This window comes from Mesorhizobium sp. WSM1293, assembly GCF_000513875.1.
GTDB lineage: Bacteria > Pseudomonadota > Alphaproteobacteria > Rhizobiales > Rhizobiaceae > Mesorhizobium > Mesorhizobium ciceri.
Map to the genome: position 1 here is coordinate 104,716 of NZ_AZUV01000011.1, position 18,064 is coordinate 122,779.

General features: G+C 64.5%; 15 protein-coding genes. 9 read left to right on the top strand and 6 right to left on the bottom strand.

Annotated elements, in window-relative coordinates; all coding sequences use genetic code 11:
• The first annotated feature begins 93 nt into the window (after nt 1–93).
• Nucleotides 94–1,008, top strand: coding sequence for a LysR family transcriptional regulator (locus tag M729_RS0115500; protein WP_027162120.1), 915 nt, complete (start codon nt 94–96; stop codon nt 1,006–1,008).
• A gap of 75 nt (nt 1,009–1,083) precedes the next feature.
• The gene (locus M729_RS0115505; RefSeq protein ID WP_027162121.1) at nt 1,084–2,394 is read left to right on the top strand and encodes a hemolysin family protein; all 1,311 of its coding nucleotides are present in this window, start codon (nt 1,084–1,086) and stop codon (nt 2,392–2,394) included.
• A gap of 28 nt (nt 2,395–2,422) precedes the next feature.
• On the opposite strand, the gene M729_RS0115510 is transcribed toward M729_RS0115505, so the two are convergent.
• Entirely contained in the window at nt 2,423–2,665 is a 243-nt protein-coding gene (locus M729_RS0115510; protein WP_013530057.1) for a hypothetical protein, read from the bottom strand.
• A 139-nt stretch (nt 2,666–2,804) separates the two neighbouring features.
• Between M729_RS0115510 and M729_RS0115515 the strand changes: the two genes are divergently transcribed.
• Nucleotides 2,805–4,313, top strand: coding sequence for a winged helix-turn-helix domain-containing tetratricopeptide repeat protein (locus M729_RS0115515; RefSeq protein WP_027162123.1), 1,509 nt, complete (start codon nt 2,805–2,807; stop codon nt 4,311–4,313).
• Nucleotides 4,314–4,367: 54 nt separating this feature from the next.
• Here the strand turns inward: M729_RS0115515 and M729_RS0115520 are convergent, their stop codons facing one another.
• Nucleotides 4,368–4,964 (bottom strand): CGNR zinc finger domain-containing protein, encoded by a 597-nt coding sequence (locus M729_RS0115520; RefSeq protein WP_027162124.1) that lies wholly within the window; start codon nt 4,962–4,964, stop codon nt 4,368–4,370.
• On the opposite strand from M729_RS0115520, the gene M729_RS0115525 reads away from it, so the two are divergent.
• Nucleotides 4,963–5,991: an alpha/beta hydrolase gene (locus M729_RS0115525; protein WP_245267587.1), complete on the top strand. Its 1,029-nt coding sequence runs from the start codon at nt 4,963–4,965 to the stop codon at nt 5,989–5,991. The genes M729_RS0115520 and M729_RS0115525 overlap by 2 nt on opposite strands.
• Nucleotides 5,992–6,001: 10 nt before the next feature.
• Here M729_RS0115525 and M729_RS0115530 read toward each other — a convergent pair whose 3' ends face one another.
• Entirely contained in the window at nt 6,002–6,928 is a 927-nt protein-coding gene (locus M729_RS0115530; protein ID WP_027162126.1) for a DMT family transporter, read from the bottom strand.
• 366 nt (nt 6,929–7,294) lie between these two features.
• Between M729_RS0115530 and M729_RS1000000137300 the strand changes: the two genes are divergently transcribed.
• Nucleotides 7,295–8,017 (top strand): MBL fold metallo-hydrolase, encoded by a 723-nt coding sequence (locus tag M729_RS1000000137300; RefSeq protein ID WP_245267589.1) that lies wholly within the window; start codon nt 7,295–7,297, stop codon nt 8,015–8,017.
• 60 nt (nt 8,018–8,077) lie between these two features.
• On the opposite strand, the gene M729_RS0115540 is transcribed toward M729_RS1000000137300, so the two are convergent.
• Nucleotides 8,078–8,683, bottom strand: a complete 606-nt coding sequence (locus M729_RS0115540) for an NADPH-dependent FMN reductase (RefSeq protein ID WP_013530052.1) — start codon at nt 8,681–8,683, stop codon at nt 8,078–8,080.
• 89 nt (nt 8,684–8,772) lie between these two features.
• On the opposite strand from M729_RS0115540, the gene M729_RS0115545 reads away from it, so the two are divergent.
• From M729_RS0115545 to M729_RS1000000136525, 4 genes are all read left to right on the top strand, one after another.
• Nucleotides 8,773–9,141, top strand: a complete 369-nt coding sequence (locus M729_RS0115545; protein ID WP_027162128.1) for a helix-turn-helix domain-containing protein — start codon at nt 8,773–8,775, stop codon at nt 9,139–9,141.
• A gap of 576 nt (nt 9,142–9,717) precedes the next feature.
• Nucleotides 9,718–10,452 carry a response regulator transcription factor gene (locus tag M729_RS0115550; RefSeq protein WP_032808595.1) on the top strand — a complete coding sequence of 245 codons (735 nt, stop codon included), beginning with the start codon at nt 9,718–9,720 and terminating at the stop codon, nt 10,450–10,452.
• Nucleotides 10,362–12,257, top strand: a complete 1,896-nt coding sequence (locus M729_RS0115555) for a 7TM diverse intracellular signaling domain-containing protein (RefSeq protein WP_084652653.1) — start codon at nt 10,362–10,364, stop codon at nt 12,255–12,257. Before M729_RS0115550 ends, M729_RS0115555 begins: the two co-directional genes overlap by 91 nt.
• 118 nt (nt 12,258–12,375) lie before the next feature.
• The gene (locus M729_RS1000000136525; RefSeq protein WP_050596269.1) at nt 12,376–16,452 is read left to right on the top strand and encodes an autotransporter domain-containing protein; all 4,077 of its coding nucleotides are present in this window, start codon (nt 12,376–12,378) and stop codon (nt 16,450–16,452) included.
• Between the two features lie 14 nt (nt 16,453–16,466).
• On the opposite strand, the gene M729_RS0115565 is transcribed toward M729_RS1000000136525, so the two are convergent.
• Both M729_RS0115565 and M729_RS0115570 read right to left on the bottom strand, forming a co-directional pair.
• Entirely contained in the window at nt 16,467–16,862 is a 396-nt protein-coding gene (locus M729_RS0115565) for an acyl-CoA thioesterase (RefSeq protein WP_024504171.1), read from the bottom strand.
• A gap of 237 nt (nt 16,863–17,099) precedes the next feature.
• Entirely contained in the window at nt 17,100–18,041 is a 942-nt protein-coding gene (locus tag M729_RS0115570) for a phosphoribosylaminoimidazolesuccinocarboxamide synthase (protein WP_027162131.1), read from the bottom strand.
• Nucleotides 18,042–18,064: the final 23 nt, after the last annotated feature.

An 18,064-nucleotide genomic window follows, 5' to 3' on the forward strand; every position in this document is an offset into this window, starting at 1 on the left:
GACATTTATGCCTTTCGACTATAGAAAATAGTGCTTCCGTGCGGTATAATTTGACACTGATTGCGGACTAAAAGTCGACAATAGGAAATTGCCATGGAAACGGCCGACCTGCAAGGCACCGTTGCGTTTGTTCAGGCGGTGGAGGCCGGCAGCTTCACTAGCGCCGGCGAGCGGCTGCATGTGACGAAGTCGGCGATCGGCAAATCGATCGCGCAGCTGGAGCAGAGGCTCGGCGTTCGCTTGCTGAACCGCACCACCCGCAGTCTCAGTCCGACCAGCGAAGGCATCAGCTACTATGAAGCCTGCGTCCGGGCCCTGGCCGAGATCGAAGCCGCACAGTCGCTGCTCGCCTCGCGTCGGCAGGTCCCGTCTGGCCGGCTTCGGGTCGACGTGCCGCTGGCCTTCGGCCGACGCTGCGTCGCCCCGGTGCTGTTCGAGATTTCGAGGAAATTTCCGGACCTGACGGTTGAAGTCTCCTTCAATGACCGCCGCGTCGACCTGATCGAGGAGGGCATCGACCTGGCGATCCGCATGGGCGAACTCGACGACAGCCTGTCGCTAGCGGCCAGGCGCCTCTACGCTCAGCGCTCGGCCATATGCGCGGCTCGCGACTATCTCGACAGGCATGGCCGGCCGCAATCGGTCGAGGATCTCGCCGATCACAGCGTCATTGGCTACGGTCGCGAGGGCATCGTCCGCCCCTGGGTGATCAGACATTCCGACGGCCATCTCGCAACCTTCGTGCCCAAGGCGCGGCTCGTTCTCGGCCATGGCGAACCGATGCTGGATGCGGCGCTCGCCGGCTGCGGCATCGCCTTCCTGCCGACATGGCTGGCCGCCGACAGCCTCAAAAGCGGCGATCTCGAAATGGTGCTGTCGGAATGCCTGGTCGAGAACATCGTCGTGCATGCCGTCTGGCCGGTGACGCGCGCGCTCACGCCAAAGGTGCGGGTTGTCGTCGACGCCCTCGTCGAACATTTTTCGGCGCCGCCCTGGGATGCCGCGTGAGCGAAATACCGGTCATTTCTCAAAAATCACGCCGGACTATTTTCGAAGACCGCGCCGCAATGCTATTGACCGCTCATGTTATACGTCGAAATCGCTATCGTGGTCGTCCTCATCTGCGTGAACGGCCTTTTGTCGATGTCCGAGCTCGCCATCGTCTCGTCGCGCCCGGCCAGGCTGAAAGCGATGATCGACCGCGGCACCAATGGCGCCGGCCGCGCCCTTGATCTTGGCTCAAATCCCGGCAAGTTCCTGTCCTCGGTGCAGATCGGCATCACCTTGGTCGGCGTCCTCTCCGGCGCCTTTTCCGGCGCCACGCTCGGCGAACGGCTGGCGCAGTTCCTGGCTTCGACCGGCATCCGCGAGACTGTCGCCGACCCGCTCGGCGTCGGCATCGTCGTTGCTATCATCACCTATTTCTCGCTGATCGTCGGCGAGCTGGTGCCCAAGCAGATCGCGTTGCGTGATCCCGAGCGGGTCGCCGCCAGGGTCGCTCCGGCGATGACCATCCTCGCCACGGTGTCGGCGCCGCTGGTCTTCCTGCTCGACTTCTCCGGCCGCACCATATTGTGGCTGCTCGGTCAGCGCGGCGAAAGCGAGGAAAAGGTCACCGACGAGGAGATCAAGATGCTGGTCGCCGAGGCCGAGCATCACGGCACCATCGAATCCGACGAGCGGCGCATGATCGCCGGCGTCATGCGGCTTGGCGACCGCGCCGTGCGCGCGGTGATGACGCCGCGCACCGAAGTCGACTGGATCAATCTGCAATCCGACGAGGCGGCCATCCGCAAGCTGCTCATGGAAACCCAGCATTCGCGCCTGCCGGCAGGCGACGGCGGCGTCGACGTCATGGTCGGCGTCGTCCAGACGCGTGATGTGCTGGCCGCACTGCTTGCCGGCCGCGTGCTCGATCCGCGCAGGCATGTGCGCGCAGCCCCCATCGTCTACGACCAGGCCGACGCGCTCGATGTGCTGCAGAAGCTAAAGGAATCCGACGTGCCGATGGCGCTGGTGCATGACGAATACGGCCATTTCGAAGGCATCGTCACCCCGGCCGACATTCTGGAAGCCATCACCGGCGTGTTCCGCGCCGACACCGACGCCGGCGACGAGGAAAACGCGGTCAAGCGCGAGGACGGCTCGTGGCTGCTCGCCGGCTACATGCAGGCCGACGAGATGGCCGACATTCTCGGCATCGACCTGCCGGAAAACCGCGATTACGAAACCGTCGCCGGCTATGTGCTGTCGCATATGCACCATCTGCCGGCGACTGGCGAATGCGTCGACGCGCAGGGCTGGCGCTTCGAGGTGGTCGATCTCGACGGCCGCCGCATCGACAAGCTGATCGCCACCCGCCTGGCCGGCGCCCATCGCGAGGCGGTGCGCTGACGGTCGACGCGATTTGCGGCATTTCGCTCTATCGTTCCCAGAAGGACTTGGCGATCTCTCCCTCGACCTGCTGTATCGTCAGGCCGATGTCGTCGATCAGATGCGGATTGTCCTTCGACATTTGCCTGAGCTGCCAGCGAAAGCGTATCCGCTCGCGCCAGGTCCGATCGTGCCAGCTCGCGATGATGCTTCGCAGGGTCTTCAGGAGCCGGCGCGATGCCGGCCGCACGGGCGTTCCCGGCCGCGCTGCACAAGTGAGGGTATTGGTCATGGCAACCTCCATATGGTTTGAGGGCCTGGGGCTCTCGATGAGGTTGAATTCTGCGCGATACGGACGGCGCCGTAATTAAGCCCTCCCAAATAGTTCCCAAAACTTCCAAACGAGCTAGAGCGGCCCTATAGATGCGCCTATGCAGGGATCGCGTTTTGCCTTTGGTCCGTTCGTGCTTGATCCGCGTGCGGGAACGCTGCTTCGGAACGATGTCCCCGTTGCCGTCGGCTATCGCGGGCTGAGCCTGCTTGCGGCACTCGTCGGGCGGCCCGGCGAAATCCTCGGAAAAGCCGAACTGATGGACGCCGCGTGGCCGGGCACGGCCGTCGAGGAAGGCAATCTCACCGTCCAGATCGCGCAGCTGCGCAAGCTGCTTGGCCCCGTCGGCGACAACGGCGAATGGATATCCACCGTTCCGCGCGTCGGCTACCGTTTCACGGGGGCCGTCGAACAGCTGGGCGAGGCCAGGCGAAAACCCTTGCCGCTGCCCGACAAACCGTCAATAGCCGTGCTGCCCTTCGTCAATTTCAGCAACGATCCCGAGCAGGATCCCTTCGTGGATGGGTTGACGGAAGACCTGATCACCGACCTGTCCAGAATCTCCGGCCTGTTCGTCATCGCCCGCAACTCCACCTTTGCCTACAAGGGAAAAGCGATGGACGTGCGCGAGATCGCCGGGGATCTTGGCGTGCGCTACCTGTTGGAAGGCAGTGCAAGACGCGCCGCGGGGCGCATGCGCATCAACGCACAGCTGGTCGACGCGATGAGTGGCGATCATCTGTGGGCGGAACGCTTCGATCGCGGCCTGGAGGATATCTTTGCCGTTCAAGACGAGGTGACGGCCAAGATCGTGGAAGCGCTGCTTGGCCGGCTGCGCGCGCCGCCGCCGCGCAATCGGCCGCGAAATCTGGAGGCCTACGACCTCTGCGTGCGGGCGCGAAAGCTGATCGACGACTCGCCGCAGATGGCGCAGGAAGCGCATCTGATGCTGACGCGCGCGGTGTCGCTCGATCCTGATTATGCCGAGCCCTATCGTTGGCTTGCCATGAACCACTGGATGGGACAGGTGCATTGGGGCGGACCAACCGAGGCTGCCCGCAGCGTTGCCCTGGAGCTGGCGCGCAAGGCGGTGGCGATCGATCCCAACGATGCCGGCTGTCGCTGGATCCTGGCTTATCTGCTTGCCTATGAGCGCAACTTCACTGAAGCGGATGCGGAATTCGCCAAAGCGATCGAGCTCGACCCGAACGAGGCCGACACCTGGGCGGCATTGTCTGACATCGCGGTCCTGGCCGGACGGGTCGAAGAGGGCCTCGAGCACATCGGCAAGGCGTTCCGGCTGAACCCGTTTCCGGCGAGCTGGTACTATCTGACGCTCGGCCAGGCGCAATATGCGGCGCGCGACTACCAAGCCGCTATCGAGACGTTGCGCCGTGACGAGACCTATCGCACAAGCTCACGCCGTTTCCTGGCGGCAAGCATGGCCCAACTCGGCCGGCTCGACGAGGCGCGCGCAGAGGCTGAACTGTTCCTCGTCGGCAACCCGCATTTCACAACCCATCACTGGGCGACGACCGAGCCATTCCGCGACGCCGCTACGCTCGAGCATTTCGTCGATGGTTTTCGCAAGGCCGGTCTTCCGGAGTGACGCGCCGGCATCCGGCCCACCCGCAGCAAAGGCGACGTGGTGCGCTAACCCAGTCTAGACGTCGGTATGATCTCGGTGGCGCGACACCTTCTCGCGGTTGCCGCAGGTGCGCATGCTGCACCAGCGCCGCTTGCCACCTCGCGACGTATCGAGGAAAAGCCAGCCACAGCGAGGGCAGGAATGCAGCCTGTCGCGCGGCAGGGTGAAGAACGCTTGGATGGATAGCATGGCCAGCAACGCGGTGACGGCGTCCGGATCGCGCCACCGGCCAAGGGCAAGCTCCGGCCTGGTGCCATCCAGCTCGATAGACCCGGCGGCAAGCGAGCTTGCCGTGCGCGAGAACAACACGCCGAGCGGTTCGACCGCAGACGGTTTGCCCGCGGCGATTGGATCGAAAACCTGAAATGACGCCTCCCGCATTTCGCGGACCCCTTCCACGAACCGCCCATCCGCTATCTCGGCAACGGCCTGCGCCTGGCGATCGTCGGCAAGCCCTGAGGCGCTGAACCAGTTCGCAACATCCCGGACGGACTTGAAGAGTTCATTGTCTGCTGCCGGCGCCCGCCGGTCGAACACGGCGTTCGACAGGTCCAAAGCGGGATGCCCGCCTATGAAGTGATCCGGTACCCATTCGGTGTATGCATCGCCCATGGAACATAACCTCATTAACCGGATTATACGGTTACATGATGTAACCACTATCATACGGATACGTGGTGTCAAAGCCAGCGCGTCGCCAGATCGGCGCGGAACCCCCGGGAGGGAGAGGATGTGCAGCAATCGTTACAAGACCCGCCACGAAACCATCAATGTCGACGGCCTCGACATCTTCTACCGTCATGCCGGCGATCCCGGCAGACCGGCAATCCTGCTGCTGCACGGATATCCGACTTCGTCGCACGTCTATCGCAATGTCATCGAACCGCTGGCGGAGACAGCCTATGTGGTGGCGCCGGATCTGCCCGGTTTCGGCTTTTCGTCCGCCCCTTCCATCGATACCTATGACTGCACGTTCGACAACCTGGCCAGCACGATCGAAGCCTTCATCGAGGCCCTCGGCCTCCAGCGATTCTTCCTCCACATCACTGACTTCGGCACGCCCGTCGGCTATCATCTCGCCACACGGCGTCCGGATCGAATCCTCGGCCTGATCGCCCAGGACAGCAACGCTCATGACGAGGGGCTGGGACCGGAATGGGACGCGCCGAAGGCGTTCTTCGCCGAACCGACTGAAGAAAACCGCGCCAGACTGCCGGACTGGATGAATTTCGAGGGGACCCGAAACCAATATATCGGCGGTCTCCCCGAGCGTCTGAAAGTGTTGTTTCCGCCCGAGGGTTGGCATCTCGATACGGAGCGCCTGGCGAGGCCCGGCAACACCGACATTCAGTTCGAACTCTTCACCGATTATGGCTCGCACATCGCGCGCTTCCCGGCCATCCAGGCCTATCTCCGCGACCAACAGCCAGCATGCCTGGTGCTGTGGGGGCGCCACGACGCCTTCTTCGCGCTGGACGAGATCATGGCCTACAGCCGCGATCTCGACGCCGTCGAAATCCATGTCTTTGAGAGCGGGCACATGCTTCTCGAAACGCATCATCGCCAATGCGCGGCTCTCATCGCTCACTTCATGCACGAGGTGGAGACTGGGGTATTTCGCGATCCTGCGGGGCGTTGAACGTCGACGTTCAAACCGCCACTTCGATGGGCTCGGCAAGCCTGGGATTGGCCCGCGCGGCGATCAGGCAGCCGGCGACGATCAGGCACGCTCCCGTCAGCGTGGTCCAGGTCGCCTCCTCGCCGAAGAAGAACCAGCCAAGCGCGACCGCCCAGATGAAGGCCGAGTATTCCGTCGGGATCAGATATTGCGCTTCGGCGCGGGCGTAGGACCAGCTCATCAGGAATTGCCCGGCGAGCGACAGCACCGTCACCCCAGCCAAAGGAAGCCAAAGATCGCTCGGCAGGGCGACGGCGAGCCAGGGTGCCGCGAGGCCGAGCAGGATGGCAACGCAAAGGTTCTGGAACAGCATGATCTCGATCGGCTTGGCCAACTGCGCCTGTTGCCGGGCGAGGATCAGATTGTATCCGTAGAACACCGTCGACACGAGCACCGCTGCCGTGCCGAGCATGGCGTCCTGCGAATAGTCTGCCTGCCCGAACTGGCCGGCCATGATGATGGCGACGCCGGCGATGCCGGCCAACGATGCCCAGACAGCCTGGCGTCGGATCCGTTCGCCCAGCAGCAGCGCGGCGAGAAACAGCGCAAACAAGGGCGCCACGAAGCTGAGCCCGATCGCCTCCGCGAGCGGCAGCCTGGCCAAGCCCCAGAAGAAGGATATCAGCACGACGCCGACAATTGCGGCACGCAGCGCATGCAGCCTCAGCACCGGAATGGTCGGCTTTAAGCGTGGTCCCGCCAACCAGGCTGCGCCCGCGACCACGGCCGCGACCATGCTGCGCCACAGCAAGGTGTTGTAGACCCCGATCGCGATGACCAGGATCTTCATCGCCGCATCCATCCCGGACAGCAGGAAGATCGCAAGCGCGCATACGAGCACCGGGATCATCGGGGAAACGGCGCCGGTCGGGCTGGATGTCTTCACGGCTTCACTCATGTGACGGATCGCAGCCGGATATATCAGGGCAAAGGGCGCGACCAGATGGCAGCCCGGTCGATGTAGCAGTCCAACCCCGATTGGGCCGAGGCTATCGTGACATCAGGGTATCAGCACCGTGCCGGCGAGTTGAACGAAACGGACCGCCTCGCCGACTGCATCATCCGGCCACGGCAGGCGACGCACGCACACATGGCACAGATCGAATTGACGGGGCGGGTTGCCGACGCAGCTGGCCCGTCGCATGTTGCCGGTTGTCTGCAGAACGGATCGGAAAAAATGCACCGCATGGCTTCGGGCGACCTTTATCAGACCTACGATCTTGGTGACTTGCGCATCACCTCCTTGCGCGATGGCTATGTCGACATGCCGATCGGACGGCTTCGGCAACCCGGCGACAAGCCATTTGGCGATGAATTGCCGCAACAAGTCGCATTGGTTGGTGGTCAACTCAGACTGTCCGTCAATGCCTTCGCGATTGACGATGGATACGGAATCATCCTGATCGATACCGGTGCCTCGAACGCCTGGCATCCCACCATGGGCCGACTTCCCGAGGCGCTGGACGAAGCTGGCATCGATGCCGGACGAGTCCGTGCCGTCTGTTTCACCCACACCCATCTCGACCACATCCATGGTCTTGTGCTTGCCGACGGCCGCGACGCTTTCCCGCGCCTGGGGCGTTTGCTCGTTCCCGGGGAAGAACTCGGCTTTTTTCGCGCCGAAGCGCGGCTCGAACGATTTCACGGCATGGCGGAACCCTTCGAAGCCGGAGACCGTATCGGGACACATGTCGACATTGTCGAAGCCCATGGCCATGAAGCGGGACACAGCTGCTTTCGTGTTTCGAGCGGTGGCGAACGCATTCTGATTTGGGGCGACACCGTTCACGTCCCATCGCTTCAGTTCGATCGACCTGAGGTGACGTGGGAATTCGATGCCGATCAGGACCAGGCGCGCGAAAGCCGGTTGCGGTTGCTGGCGCTTGCTGCCGACGATCATTGTTTCGTCGCCGGCGCGCATCTGGATTCGCCCGGTATCGGCCGCGTCGTCCGATCCGGCGCCAGCTTTCGGTTTGAGCCGCTATAATTGAAAAAGGGCGGCGCAAGCGCCGCCCCGGATCCTTGGGAGGATAATTCGAACCGGCGGTCAGGCCGCCTTGACTTCCTCGGCGACGGCGTCGGCCTGACGCGCTGCCTTGAGCACCTTGGCCCACCAGGCAACGTCGTTGACCAGCGCCGTGGCGGCCTGGTTCAGATGCTCGAGGTCTTCCAGCTTCTTCTCGCCCTGGCGGACGGCGAGGAAATCGCCCCAGGCGATATGGACGGCCGACTTGACCGGCGCCATCTGCAATTCGACGGCATGAAGGCGGAGCTGTTCGACGGCGCGAGCGCCACCGACGCTGCCATAGCCGACGAAGCCGGCCGGCTTCTTGTTCCATTCATTGGCGGCGTAGTCGATGGCATTCTTCAGCACCGCCGTCGGGCCGTGATTGTATTCGGCGGCGGTGAAGATGAAGCCGTCGAATTCGGCGACCTTCTTCTGCCAGCGCTGTGCCACTTCGTTCTGCGACGGCGCCCATGCGGAGGATGCGACCTCGTCGAAGAACGGCAGCGGGAAGTCGCGAAGGTCGACGATCTCGACATCGATGTCGGCATGCGACTTGGCGATCTTGGCGATCCACTGGGTTGGCACATCGGCGAAACGAGCGGCGCGCGTCGATCCGACGACGATGGCAATTTTGGGTTTGGACATAAGGGCTCTCCTTGCACGAAGTACTGGTATCATTTGGATACCTGCGCTATATGAGATACTGCAAACGCGATGCACAAGAAGGCACTTTTTTGTTACCGAGGCACCCACACCGCTCTGAAGACTGCCGCGCCATCTCGGAAATCCTGCAGCGCGTCGGCGACAAATGGACCGTTCTGGTCGTCGGCAAGCTGGGCGACGGACCGCTGCGTTTCAACGAATTGCGCGCAGCCGTCGGCGGCATCTCGCAGAAGATGCTGACCACCACCTTGCGCGGACTGGAGCGTGACGGCTTCGTCACCCGCACCGTGTTTCCAACCATTCCGCCGCGCGTCGATTATGAGCTGACCGAGCTCGGCCACGAGCTGCTGATCCCCGTCAGCGCACTGAGCGAATGGGCGCGCGCCAACACCATGCGCGTCAAGGCGGCGCGCGAAAGATTCGACGGCGCCCGCGTCTGAAACCCTTGCGCGGCAAGGGATTCAGCCCCGCACGCAACATCCGGCTTGTCTGATCGGAAATTCTATCTCGGCTGCGCGGATCGTTGAACCGAATGCACGCGCCGGTTTGGCTGGCGGATTGCCGCTCATGCCGTCCCCTGACGGCTGCCGCTCAGGCTCCTGATGCGCGCACATCGCATCGCGCGGCGGCACAGGTATCACACCGTGCGCCCCGCTCGCCAGGAGCCTTTCCTCCACGCGTGCAGGCGACGCGCGAGATGTCTTCCTTCACCTCCGCGTAAGCGGTCACGCCGAGCAGGCATGTCGTCGCGACAAGGGCTGCCACGAGCCAACCGTTCAGCAGATGTTGACGCATTGTCACTCCTCCGATTGCAGCAGGATCGGGCCTAGAGGCAACCGTTGGATGTCGCGAAACCGGTCCGCTACACGGCTCCAGTTACAAACGGCCATGCCCGGCCCGCTCTACCTGATCCCAGCTATGTCGGCGGCAACCGATCCATGGCAGACTGGGTGCGATCAGCTGGGTATTTTCTGCCCCGGCTGCTATCGGTGAAAGCCCCATTCGCGTCGAGGTTCATGTCGTCCAAGGAACATCCCGCCATCGACCTGCCATCGGAAGCACTGCTGCCGAGCCCGCTGCTTGTCGTCGAGGACGAGCCGATGATGCAGGTGCGGTTGCGCTCGATCCTGAGGGGCCTTGGCTACGCTCAGGAGGAGCTGTTTTTCGCCGGCTCGATCGCGCAGGCCAAGGCCCTGCTCGTCGACCAACCCTTCGCCATGACGCTGGTCGATGTCGGCCTGCCCGATGGCAACGGCATCGACCTCATCGGCTCCCTGCACGAGCACGACGCGGCGCTGCCGATTCTCGTCATCTCGGCCTGGAGCAACGAAAACACCATCCTCGAAGCCCTGCGTGCCGGGGCGACCGGGTATCTCTTGAAGGAGCGCGACGACGTCGAGCTTTCGCTTTCGATTCGCAGCACCATTCGCGGCGGCGCGCCGATCGATCCCTTCATCGCCCGGCGCATCCTGGAACTGGTGTCGGCGCCGGCGCCGTCCGGGCGTGCCCGTTCTTCCACCGACAGGCCGGGGCGCGGCAAGCCCGCCGCGGCCCCGCCTCTCTTGACGCCGCGCGAGGTCGAGATCCTGAACCTCGTTGCCAAGGGGCTCACCAATCGAGAGATTTCGGGAGTCCTTTCCCTCTCCAGGTTCACGGTCGAATGCCACATTCGCAACATCTACAAGAAGCTGTCGGTCAAATCCCGGACGGAAGCGATCTTCGAGGCGCGGTCGCAAGGCTTCTTGCCCTGATATTCCTGCTCCTCGCGCCGGGCGGCATCGCCTTTGCCGCCGACGGGGCCGTGCCGTTCAAGACGATCGAGGCCGTGCGATCCGGCTGGGACGCCGCCGCGCCGCCGGCCACCGGCTGGACCAGCGTGACCTTGCCCGACGATTGGACGACGCGCTGGCCCGGTTTCGACGGCGTGGTCTGGTACCGCCTCACCTTCGACAGGCCCGACGCAGCCGAACCGCTGGGCCTGGCGCTGAACTACTGGACACTGGCCGGATCGATCTCCGTCAACGGAGCGGAACTCGGACGCGACGAATTCCTCGTCGAGCCGTTGACGCGCTCATGGAACGTGCCCCGCTACTGGCAGTTCGCGGACCCGGTCCTGCATGCCGGCACCAACACGCTGCTGATCAGGGTCTCGGGCCTGGCGCCATACCAGCCAGGCCTTGGTCCGGTCCTGATCGGCCCGCCTTCCGCGACGCGTGCCCATTTTGTCCAGCAATTCTGGATTCGCCGCGAGCTGCCGGTCTTCTATCTCGGCGTCACCGCGGCGCTTGGCACTTTCTTTTTCGTCGTCTGGCTGCTGCGCCGAAGCCTGAAGGCCTATGGCTGGTTCGCCCTGATGACGATTGCGTGGTTTTGCTATTCGCTCAATTTCGTGGTGACGAGCCCCTGGCCGTTCGGGACGACCGACACATGGCAGCGTTTCATCATGCTCTCTTTCATGGTCATGGCCGCCGCCTTCGTGCTGTTCGTCATCCGTTTCGCCGAGCGCCGCTTTCCCCGGGGCGAAGCAGTGCTGTGGACCGCGCTGGCAATCGGTGCCGCAGCCCTGTTTGCCACGCCGCATTCGTGGCTCGGCCCGATGCTCAACCTCCTGGCCTTGTCCTGGTCGCTGCTTTACATCGGCGCCTGTTTCCTGTCGATCGGCCTGACCTGGCGCAGCAATCGGCTGGACCACATCGTCCTCCATATCGTCAACGCGCTCACCGTCGTGGCCGCGGTGCATGACCTGATGACCTATCTCGGCATCCTTCTTGGCAACGTCTACTACATCACGCTGACATCCCACTTCCAGATGGTCGGCATGGCGCTGGTGCTGGCCTGGAACTTCGTCGCCAACATGCGCCGCATCGAAGGGTTCAACGACGAGCTCACGGCCAAGATCGAAACCGCCAGGGAGGAACTTGCGCTGACGCTGCATCAGCAGCATGAGGTCATCCTGGCCAACACCAGGCTGGCCGAGCGTGTGTCCCTTTCCCACAATCTGCATGACGGCATGGGCGGCACCCTGGTCAATTCGATCGCCATGCTGGAGCATGCGCCGCAGAACCTTCCGGCCGATCGCTTCCTGTCCGTGCTGAAGGAACTGCGCGACGAGTTGCGGGTGATCATCGACACCGCCGCCGACGACCCGACGGGCGGCCAGTCGCTGGCCGAGTGGATCGCGCCGCTGCGCCGCCGCCAAACGCTGGCATGCGAAAGCCGCGACATCGATTGCGTGTGGAACCTGACCGGGCTGGAGGACTGCCACCTGCCGGCGGCGCGAAGCCTCGATCTCGTCCGTATCCTGCAGGAAGGCCTGACCAACGTGCTCAAGCACAGCCAGGCAAGCCGCGTCGTCATCGACCTGCACCGGCGCGGCGAGACGCTGAGCCTGGCCATCCAGGACAATGGCGTCGGCTTCGATGCCGCCTCGGAAGCGCCCGTCCCGGGCACCGGCCTGCGCTCGATGCGGGCCCGGGCCGGACGGCTGGGCGGCACGCTCGACACAAGGTCGCGGCGCGGCGAAACCGTGCTGGCCCTGCATGTGCCCGCGGCCTGAGCGGCGGATCGCGGCGCGGCGGGCATAGCTAGTTTCAACGATACCCGCCCTTGATGTCGGGTGCTATGCCCCGGGGAACATGCACGACTGCGTCGGTGCTGATCTGGGGAGCCTGGCCTTGACAGGAATTGCCATCTCGAAGTGCGGCCTGCTGCGCTCGACCGCCCGCGCGGGCTGCCTGCTGGCCACCCTGGCCTGGAGCCCCGCCATGGCCGACGGCACCGGCGGGAATGGCGGCAACGGCGGCGGCCAGGGTGGTGGCGGGAACGGCGCAGGCACATCGGGAACCGGCGGCAACGGAGCGATAGCGGGCAATGGCGGCAGCGGCAGCGATGGCAGTGTGGCCGGCTCCGGCGGAACCGGCGGCTCCCCCGGCGTCGACGGTGGCGACGGTGGCGTCGGCAATTCCGCTACCACCTTGATCAACGATGGCGACTCCATAACAGGCGGCGGCGGCGGCGGCGGTGGCCGAAGCGACGGCGGAGACCCAAGCGGCGTCGGCGGCAATGGCGGCAATGGCCTCGCCTCATCAGCAGACAATGCTTCTCTCGTCAACAGCGGCGGTCGTCTGGTTGGCGGCGGCGGCGGCGGCGGCGGCAGTATCAATGGCAACGGCGGCGACGGCGGCGACGGCGCCATGTTCTCTGGTGCCCATATTGTCCTGACCAACAGTGGCACCATTTCCGGTGGCGGTGGTGGCGGCGGCGGCATCGCGAATGGCTGTGGCTGCACCGACGGTAGCGGTGGCGTCGGCGGCGGCGGCATCGTCATGTCGGGTGGCGGCACGATCGAGAACAGCGGCACCGTGCAGGGCGGCACGGGCGGCGCCAGCGGCTATGGCGATCCACGCTACCTCGCCGGATCCGGCGGGGTCGGCATTGTCGGCGCCGATCTCACCGTGACCAACAGCGGCACCCTCGCTGGTGGATTCTCGATCGACGGCGGCGGCCCACAGGCGGATGCGATCCAGTTTACCGGCGGTGCCAATACGCTGGAGCTGCGCGCCGGCTCGGCGATCAGCGGCACTGTGGAGGCCTTCAGCGCCGACGACACGTTGAGGCTCGGCGGGAACGTCGACAGCAGCTTCGACGTCTCAGGCGTCGGACAGCAATACCAGGGTTTCGGAATTTACGAAAAGACCGGCACCGGCGCATGGACCCTGACCGGCAGCACCAACGCGGTGACGTCGTGGACCATCGATCAGGGCACATTGTCGGTGTCGTCGGACGCCAATCTCGGAGCGGCCTCAGGCGCCCTGACATTCAACGGCGGCGTGCTGCAAGTGACCGGCACCTCGTTCAAGTCCACCACCCGCACGATCAACTGGGGCCCCGGCGGCGGCAGCTTCGACATTGCCGACAGCGCCAACACCTTCACCGTGAGCCAGGCACTGACGGGCCAAGGAGGGCTCACCAAGCTCGGCGCCGGAACCCTGACGCTGACCGGCACCAACACCTATTCGGGCGGCACCTTCGTCAACAGCGGGACGTTGAGCATCAGCCGTGATGCGGCCCTTGGCGATGCGGCGGGAGCGCTGACGCTGGACGGCGGCACATTGAAAGTAACGCCCGTCGCGCTATCGCTCTATATGAGCCGCGGCATCACCCTGGGCGCCAATGGCGGCACCTTCGATGTCGGCGCCGGCAAAGGGCTTTTCATCGATTCCGCCAATGGCGACATCAACGGCGCGGGCTCGCTGTCGACGACCGGCAGAGGAACGCTGCACCTGACTTCCGCCAACAGCTATAGCGGCGGGACGATCATCGGCGGCGGAGCAACCGTGGTGGAAGCAACGGGCGGGCTCGGCAGCGGGCCTGTCCGTGTGGACGCCGACGGAAGCGGCTCCGGTTGGCCAAAACTCTATTTCTCCGGAACCGATGCCGCCAATCCAGTCAGCGCCCAGGACCTCTCGATCACCGTCGGCCGGGGCGACCTCAACTTCCAGGGCAATGCGACCGCCGGCGCGGCCACCATCGTCCTGGCGCAGGACGGCTATGGCGGGCTCAATTTCGGCACCGGAACCGATGCCGGCACAGCCAGCATCACCAACCAGGGCGGCGGTTTCATCGCCTTCACGGGGGCAAGCGCGGACCAGGCGACGATCGTCAATGACGGGCTGGGCATACCGTATTATTTCAGCAGGACGACCTTCGACGACGATTATTCGAGCAATGAATTCTCCTCCGCCGGAGACGCCACGATAACCAACAGGAATGGCGGCTCGACCACTTTTTACGGACATTCGGACGGCGGAGCGGCAACGCTGGTCAATGAGGCCGGCGGCACGCTCGATTTCCAGCAGGCATCGCAGGCGGCGCACGCAACCATCCTCAACGGCGCCGGCGGCAGCGTGCTGGTGCGCTTCCGGGACCAGGACTCGGTGCTCGATGTCGGCTCGCTGTCGGGCGATGGGGCCATACAAATCGACGATTCACAGCTGGCGCCACAGCTTTCGCTCGGCTCGCTCGGCCATGACGACGTCATCGGCGGCACCATTTCCGGAAACGGCTCCCTGACAAAGACCGGCACGGGCAAGCTGACGCTCAACGGACAGAACAGCTATGCGGGCCTGACCACGGTCGGCATGGGAACGCTGGTGGTCGGCGACGACGGCCATGGCACAGCGAGCCTCGCCGGCGATGTCACGGTCGATTCCGGCGCGCGCCTTGGCGGCATCGGCACCATTGGCGGCAATGTCACCATCCTCGGCACGCATGGCGTCGGCAATTCCATCGGCGTGCAGACGGTCGGCGGCAACTATGTCAACCACGGCATATTCGAAGTCGAGGCGACCCCGGCCGGCGCCGACAGACTGATCGTCGGCGGCACGGTCGACATATCGGGCGCGACGCTGAACCTGGTCCTGACGCCGGCGACGGCCGAGAGCTGGAACCTGCTCAACGGGCCGTACACGATCATCCAGAACAATGGCGCGGCCGATGTCGCCGGTACCTTCGCCTCCGTCGGCGATCTCAACGACCTTCTCTTCCTCGACCATCTCCTCAACTACCAGGGCGGCGACGGCAACGACATCACCCTCACCCTGGCGCGCAACGACGTCGCGGTCGCCAACGTCGCCACCACCCGCAACCAGGTCGCGACCGCCGGAGCGCTCGATCGGCTCGGCGAAGGCAATGCGCTTGCACGGACCATGCTGCTGATGACCGACGAGGATGCCGCGCGCCTGGCGCTGGATGCCGCGTCGGGCGAGGTTCATGCGTCGGCCAAGGGGATGCTGATCGAGGACAGCCGCTTCGTCGCCGATGCCGCAACCGCCCGCGTCCGGGCGGCCATGGGCGACGTTGCCGCTCCCGCCATGCCAGTGATGGCTTATGGCGAGGGCGGCCCGGAGCTGGTCGAGGCTGATACCAGCCGTTTCGTCGTGTGGGGGCAAGCTTTCGGCTCCTGGGGCACGGCGAGCGGCGACGGCAATGCCGCCGGCCTCGACCGCTCCACTGGCGGCTTCCTCGCCGGCGGCGACACCGCGATCGGCGAAGCCTGGCGGGTCGGCATGCTGACCGGCTACAGCCACGCCAGTTTCGACGTCGACGATCGTGCCTCGTCCGGCTCCAGCGACAGCTATCACATCGGCCTTTATGGCGGTGGACAGTGGGACGGCCTGGGCCTGCGCGGCGGCGTCGCCTACAGCTGGAACCGGATCGACACCAGCCGCAACGTCGTCGTTCCAGGCTTCGCCGATGCGCTGACGGCGAAATACGATGCCGGCACCGCGCAGGTCTTCGGCGAGGCCGGCTATCGCGTCGAGACGCGCATGGCTGCCTTCGAGCCCTTCGCCGGTCTCGCCTATGTCAACCTGCACACCGACGGCTTCACGGAAAAGGGTGGCGCCGCCGCACTCACATCCGCTGCCTCGACCACCGAGACCACCTTCACCACGCTGGGCCTCCGTGCCTCGGCCGGCTTCGACCTCGGCGGGGTGCAGGCAAGCGCGCAGGGTACGCTCGGCTGGCGTCATGCCTTCGGCGACACCACGCCGACCGCGGACATGGCCTTCGCCGGTGGCGACCTCTTCACCATTGCCGGCGCGCCGATCGCCAGGGATACAGCCATCGTCGGAGCCGGGCTCGATTTCCGGATCGCCGACAGCACCACGCTGGGGATCAGCTACTCCGGCCAGTTCGGGACGAAAGCGGCCGATCAGGGCGTCCGCGCCACGATGCAAGTGCGGTTCTGATTTTTCGGCTTGCGTCAGCCTTCGGCGGGAACCGCTTTCGGTTTGCCCTCGCCATCCAGCGCCACCATGACGAAATCGGCATGGGTGACCTTCTCCATCAGGTCGGAGAGGTAGCGCTGCGCCCAGGCCTCGACCTTGAGCGTCATCGAGGTGCGGCCGACGCGCTCGACATGGGTGTAGATGCACAGCGTGTCGCCGATCTTCATCGCCTTGGCGAACGACATCTCCTTCACCGCCGCCGTCACCACGCGGCCCTTGGCGCGCTCGGCGGCGCGGATGCCGCAGGCCAGGTCCATCTGCGCCATCACCCAGCCGCCGAAAATGTCGCCGGCCGCATTGGCGTCCGAAGGCATGGCCAGGGTGCGCAGCGTCAGATCGCCAAGCGGCCGTCCTTCAGCGTAGTGCACCATGCGAGAAATCCTTCGAGACCGGCTGCCCTCGATCCCGTATCGTCACGGCGCCCGAAGGTCAACGCGCCACGGCATGGCCACGAGGCCCCGGAGCTTCTCCCGATAGGAATTTTTTCTTGACTCGGTGACCTCAGCTATGGTACATTTTTGCCTATGGTGCTGATTTGCGCCAGTGACCCGCCGCACAGGCGGGTTTTTCGTTTGATGCACCGTCAGCCAACGCCCGGCAAAGGTTGATCAGAAATAGCGCCTGAGGTTCGTGCGAATACGATCGAGCACGCTGTCCCCGGAAAGGTCCGGCGAGAATTCCTTGCCGGTGATCGCCTCATAAGCCTGCGCGTAAACCCGCGAGGCCTGTTCGACGATCTCGTCGGGTATTTTGGGGATCGGGTCGCTATAGGGATCGCAGCGCGCCGAGACCCACGAGCGGATGAAATCCTTGTCGAAACTCTCCGGCCGGCTGCCGCTGGCGAGCGCCTGTTCGTAACTCGATGCGATCCAATACCGGCTGCTGTCCGGGGTGTGGATTTCATCGGCAAGAATGATGGTCCCATCCTTGTCGGTGCCGAATTCGTACTTCGTGTCGGCGAGGATCAGGCCGCGTTCCGCGGCGCGCTGCTGGCCGCAGCCGAACAGCCGCAAGGCGTAGTCCGACACGGTGTCCCACTGCGCTGGCGTAAGCAGGCCCTGCTCGATAATCTCCGCTTTGGACAGCGGTTCGTCATGGCCGCCATGCGCGGCCTTGCTGGTCGGCGTGATGATCGGCTCCGCCAGTCTTTCATTGTCGCGCAGGCCATCCGCCAGGCGGATGCCGTACATGTCACGGTCACCGCGCTTGTAGCGAGTCAGGATCGAGGTGCTGGTGGTTCCCGCCAGATAGCCGCGCACGACGATCTCGACCGGCAGGATGTCGAGCCTTGTGCCGACGACGACGTTCGGGTCGGGGTATTCGAGAACATGGTTCGGACAGATATCGGCGGTTTCCTCGAACCAGTAGCGCGCCGTCTGGGTCAGTATCTCGCCCTTGTAGGGGATCGAGGTCAGGATGATGTCGAAGGCACTGAGCCGGTCGGTGGCGATGATGATGCGCCGGCCATCCGCCAGATCGTAGTTTTCGCGGACCTTGCCGCTGTAGTGGCCCGGCAGTTCGGGAATGAACGCGTCAGGGAGGGTCCGCATATGATTTCCTGCCTTCCGCAGAG

Bases quoted from the DNA above. Each gene is read 5' to 3' on its own strand.
- M729_RS0115540 (WP_013530052.1), bottom strand. From the start codon at position 8,683: ATGTCCAAACCCAAAATTGCCATCGTCGTCGGATCGACGCGCGCCGCT.
- M729_RS1000000137300 (WP_245267589.1), top strand. From the start codon at position 7,295: ATGCCGATCGGACGGCTTCGGCAACCCGGCGACAAGCCATTTGGCGAT.
- M729_RS0115550 (WP_032808595.1), top strand. From the start codon at position 9,718: ATGTCGTCCAAGGAACATCCCGCCATCGACCTGCCATCGGAAGCACTG.
- M729_RS0115525 (WP_245267587.1), top strand. From the start codon at position 4,963: ATGGAACATAACCTCATTAACCGGATTATACGGTTACATGATGTAACC.
- M729_RS0115565 (WP_024504171.1), bottom strand. From the start codon at position 16,862: ATGGTGCACTACGCTGAAGGACGGCCGCTTGGCGATCTGACGCTGCGC.
- M729_RS0115555 (WP_084652653.1), top strand. From the start codon at position 10,362: ATGCCACATTCGCAACATCTACAAGAAGCTGTCGGTCAAATCCCGGAC.
- M729_RS0115505 (WP_027162121.1), top strand. From the start codon at position 1,084: ATGTTATACGTCGAAATCGCTATCGTGGTCGTCCTCATCTGCGTGAAC.
- M729_RS0115520 (WP_027162124.1), bottom strand. From the start codon at position 4,964: ATGGGCGATGCATACACCGAATGGGTACCGGATCACTTCATAGGCGGG.
- M729_RS0115510 (WP_013530057.1), bottom strand. From the start codon at position 2,665: ATGACCAATACCCTCACTTGTGCAGCGCGGCCGGGAACGCCCGTGCGG.
- M729_RS0115515 (WP_027162123.1), top strand. From the start codon at position 2,805: ATGCAGGGATCGCGTTTTGCCTTTGGTCCGTTCGTGCTTGATCCGCGT.
- M729_RS0115570 (WP_027162131.1), bottom strand. From the start codon at position 18,041: ATGCGGACCCTCCCTGACGCGTTCATTCCCGAACTGCCGGGCCACTAC.
- M729_RS0115500 (WP_027162120.1), top strand. From the start codon at position 94: ATGGAAACGGCCGACCTGCAAGGCACCGTTGCGTTTGTTCAGGCGGTG.
- M729_RS0115530 (WP_027162126.1), bottom strand. From the start codon at position 6,928: ATGAGTGAAGCCGTGAAGACATCCAGCCCGACCGGCGCCGTTTCCCCG.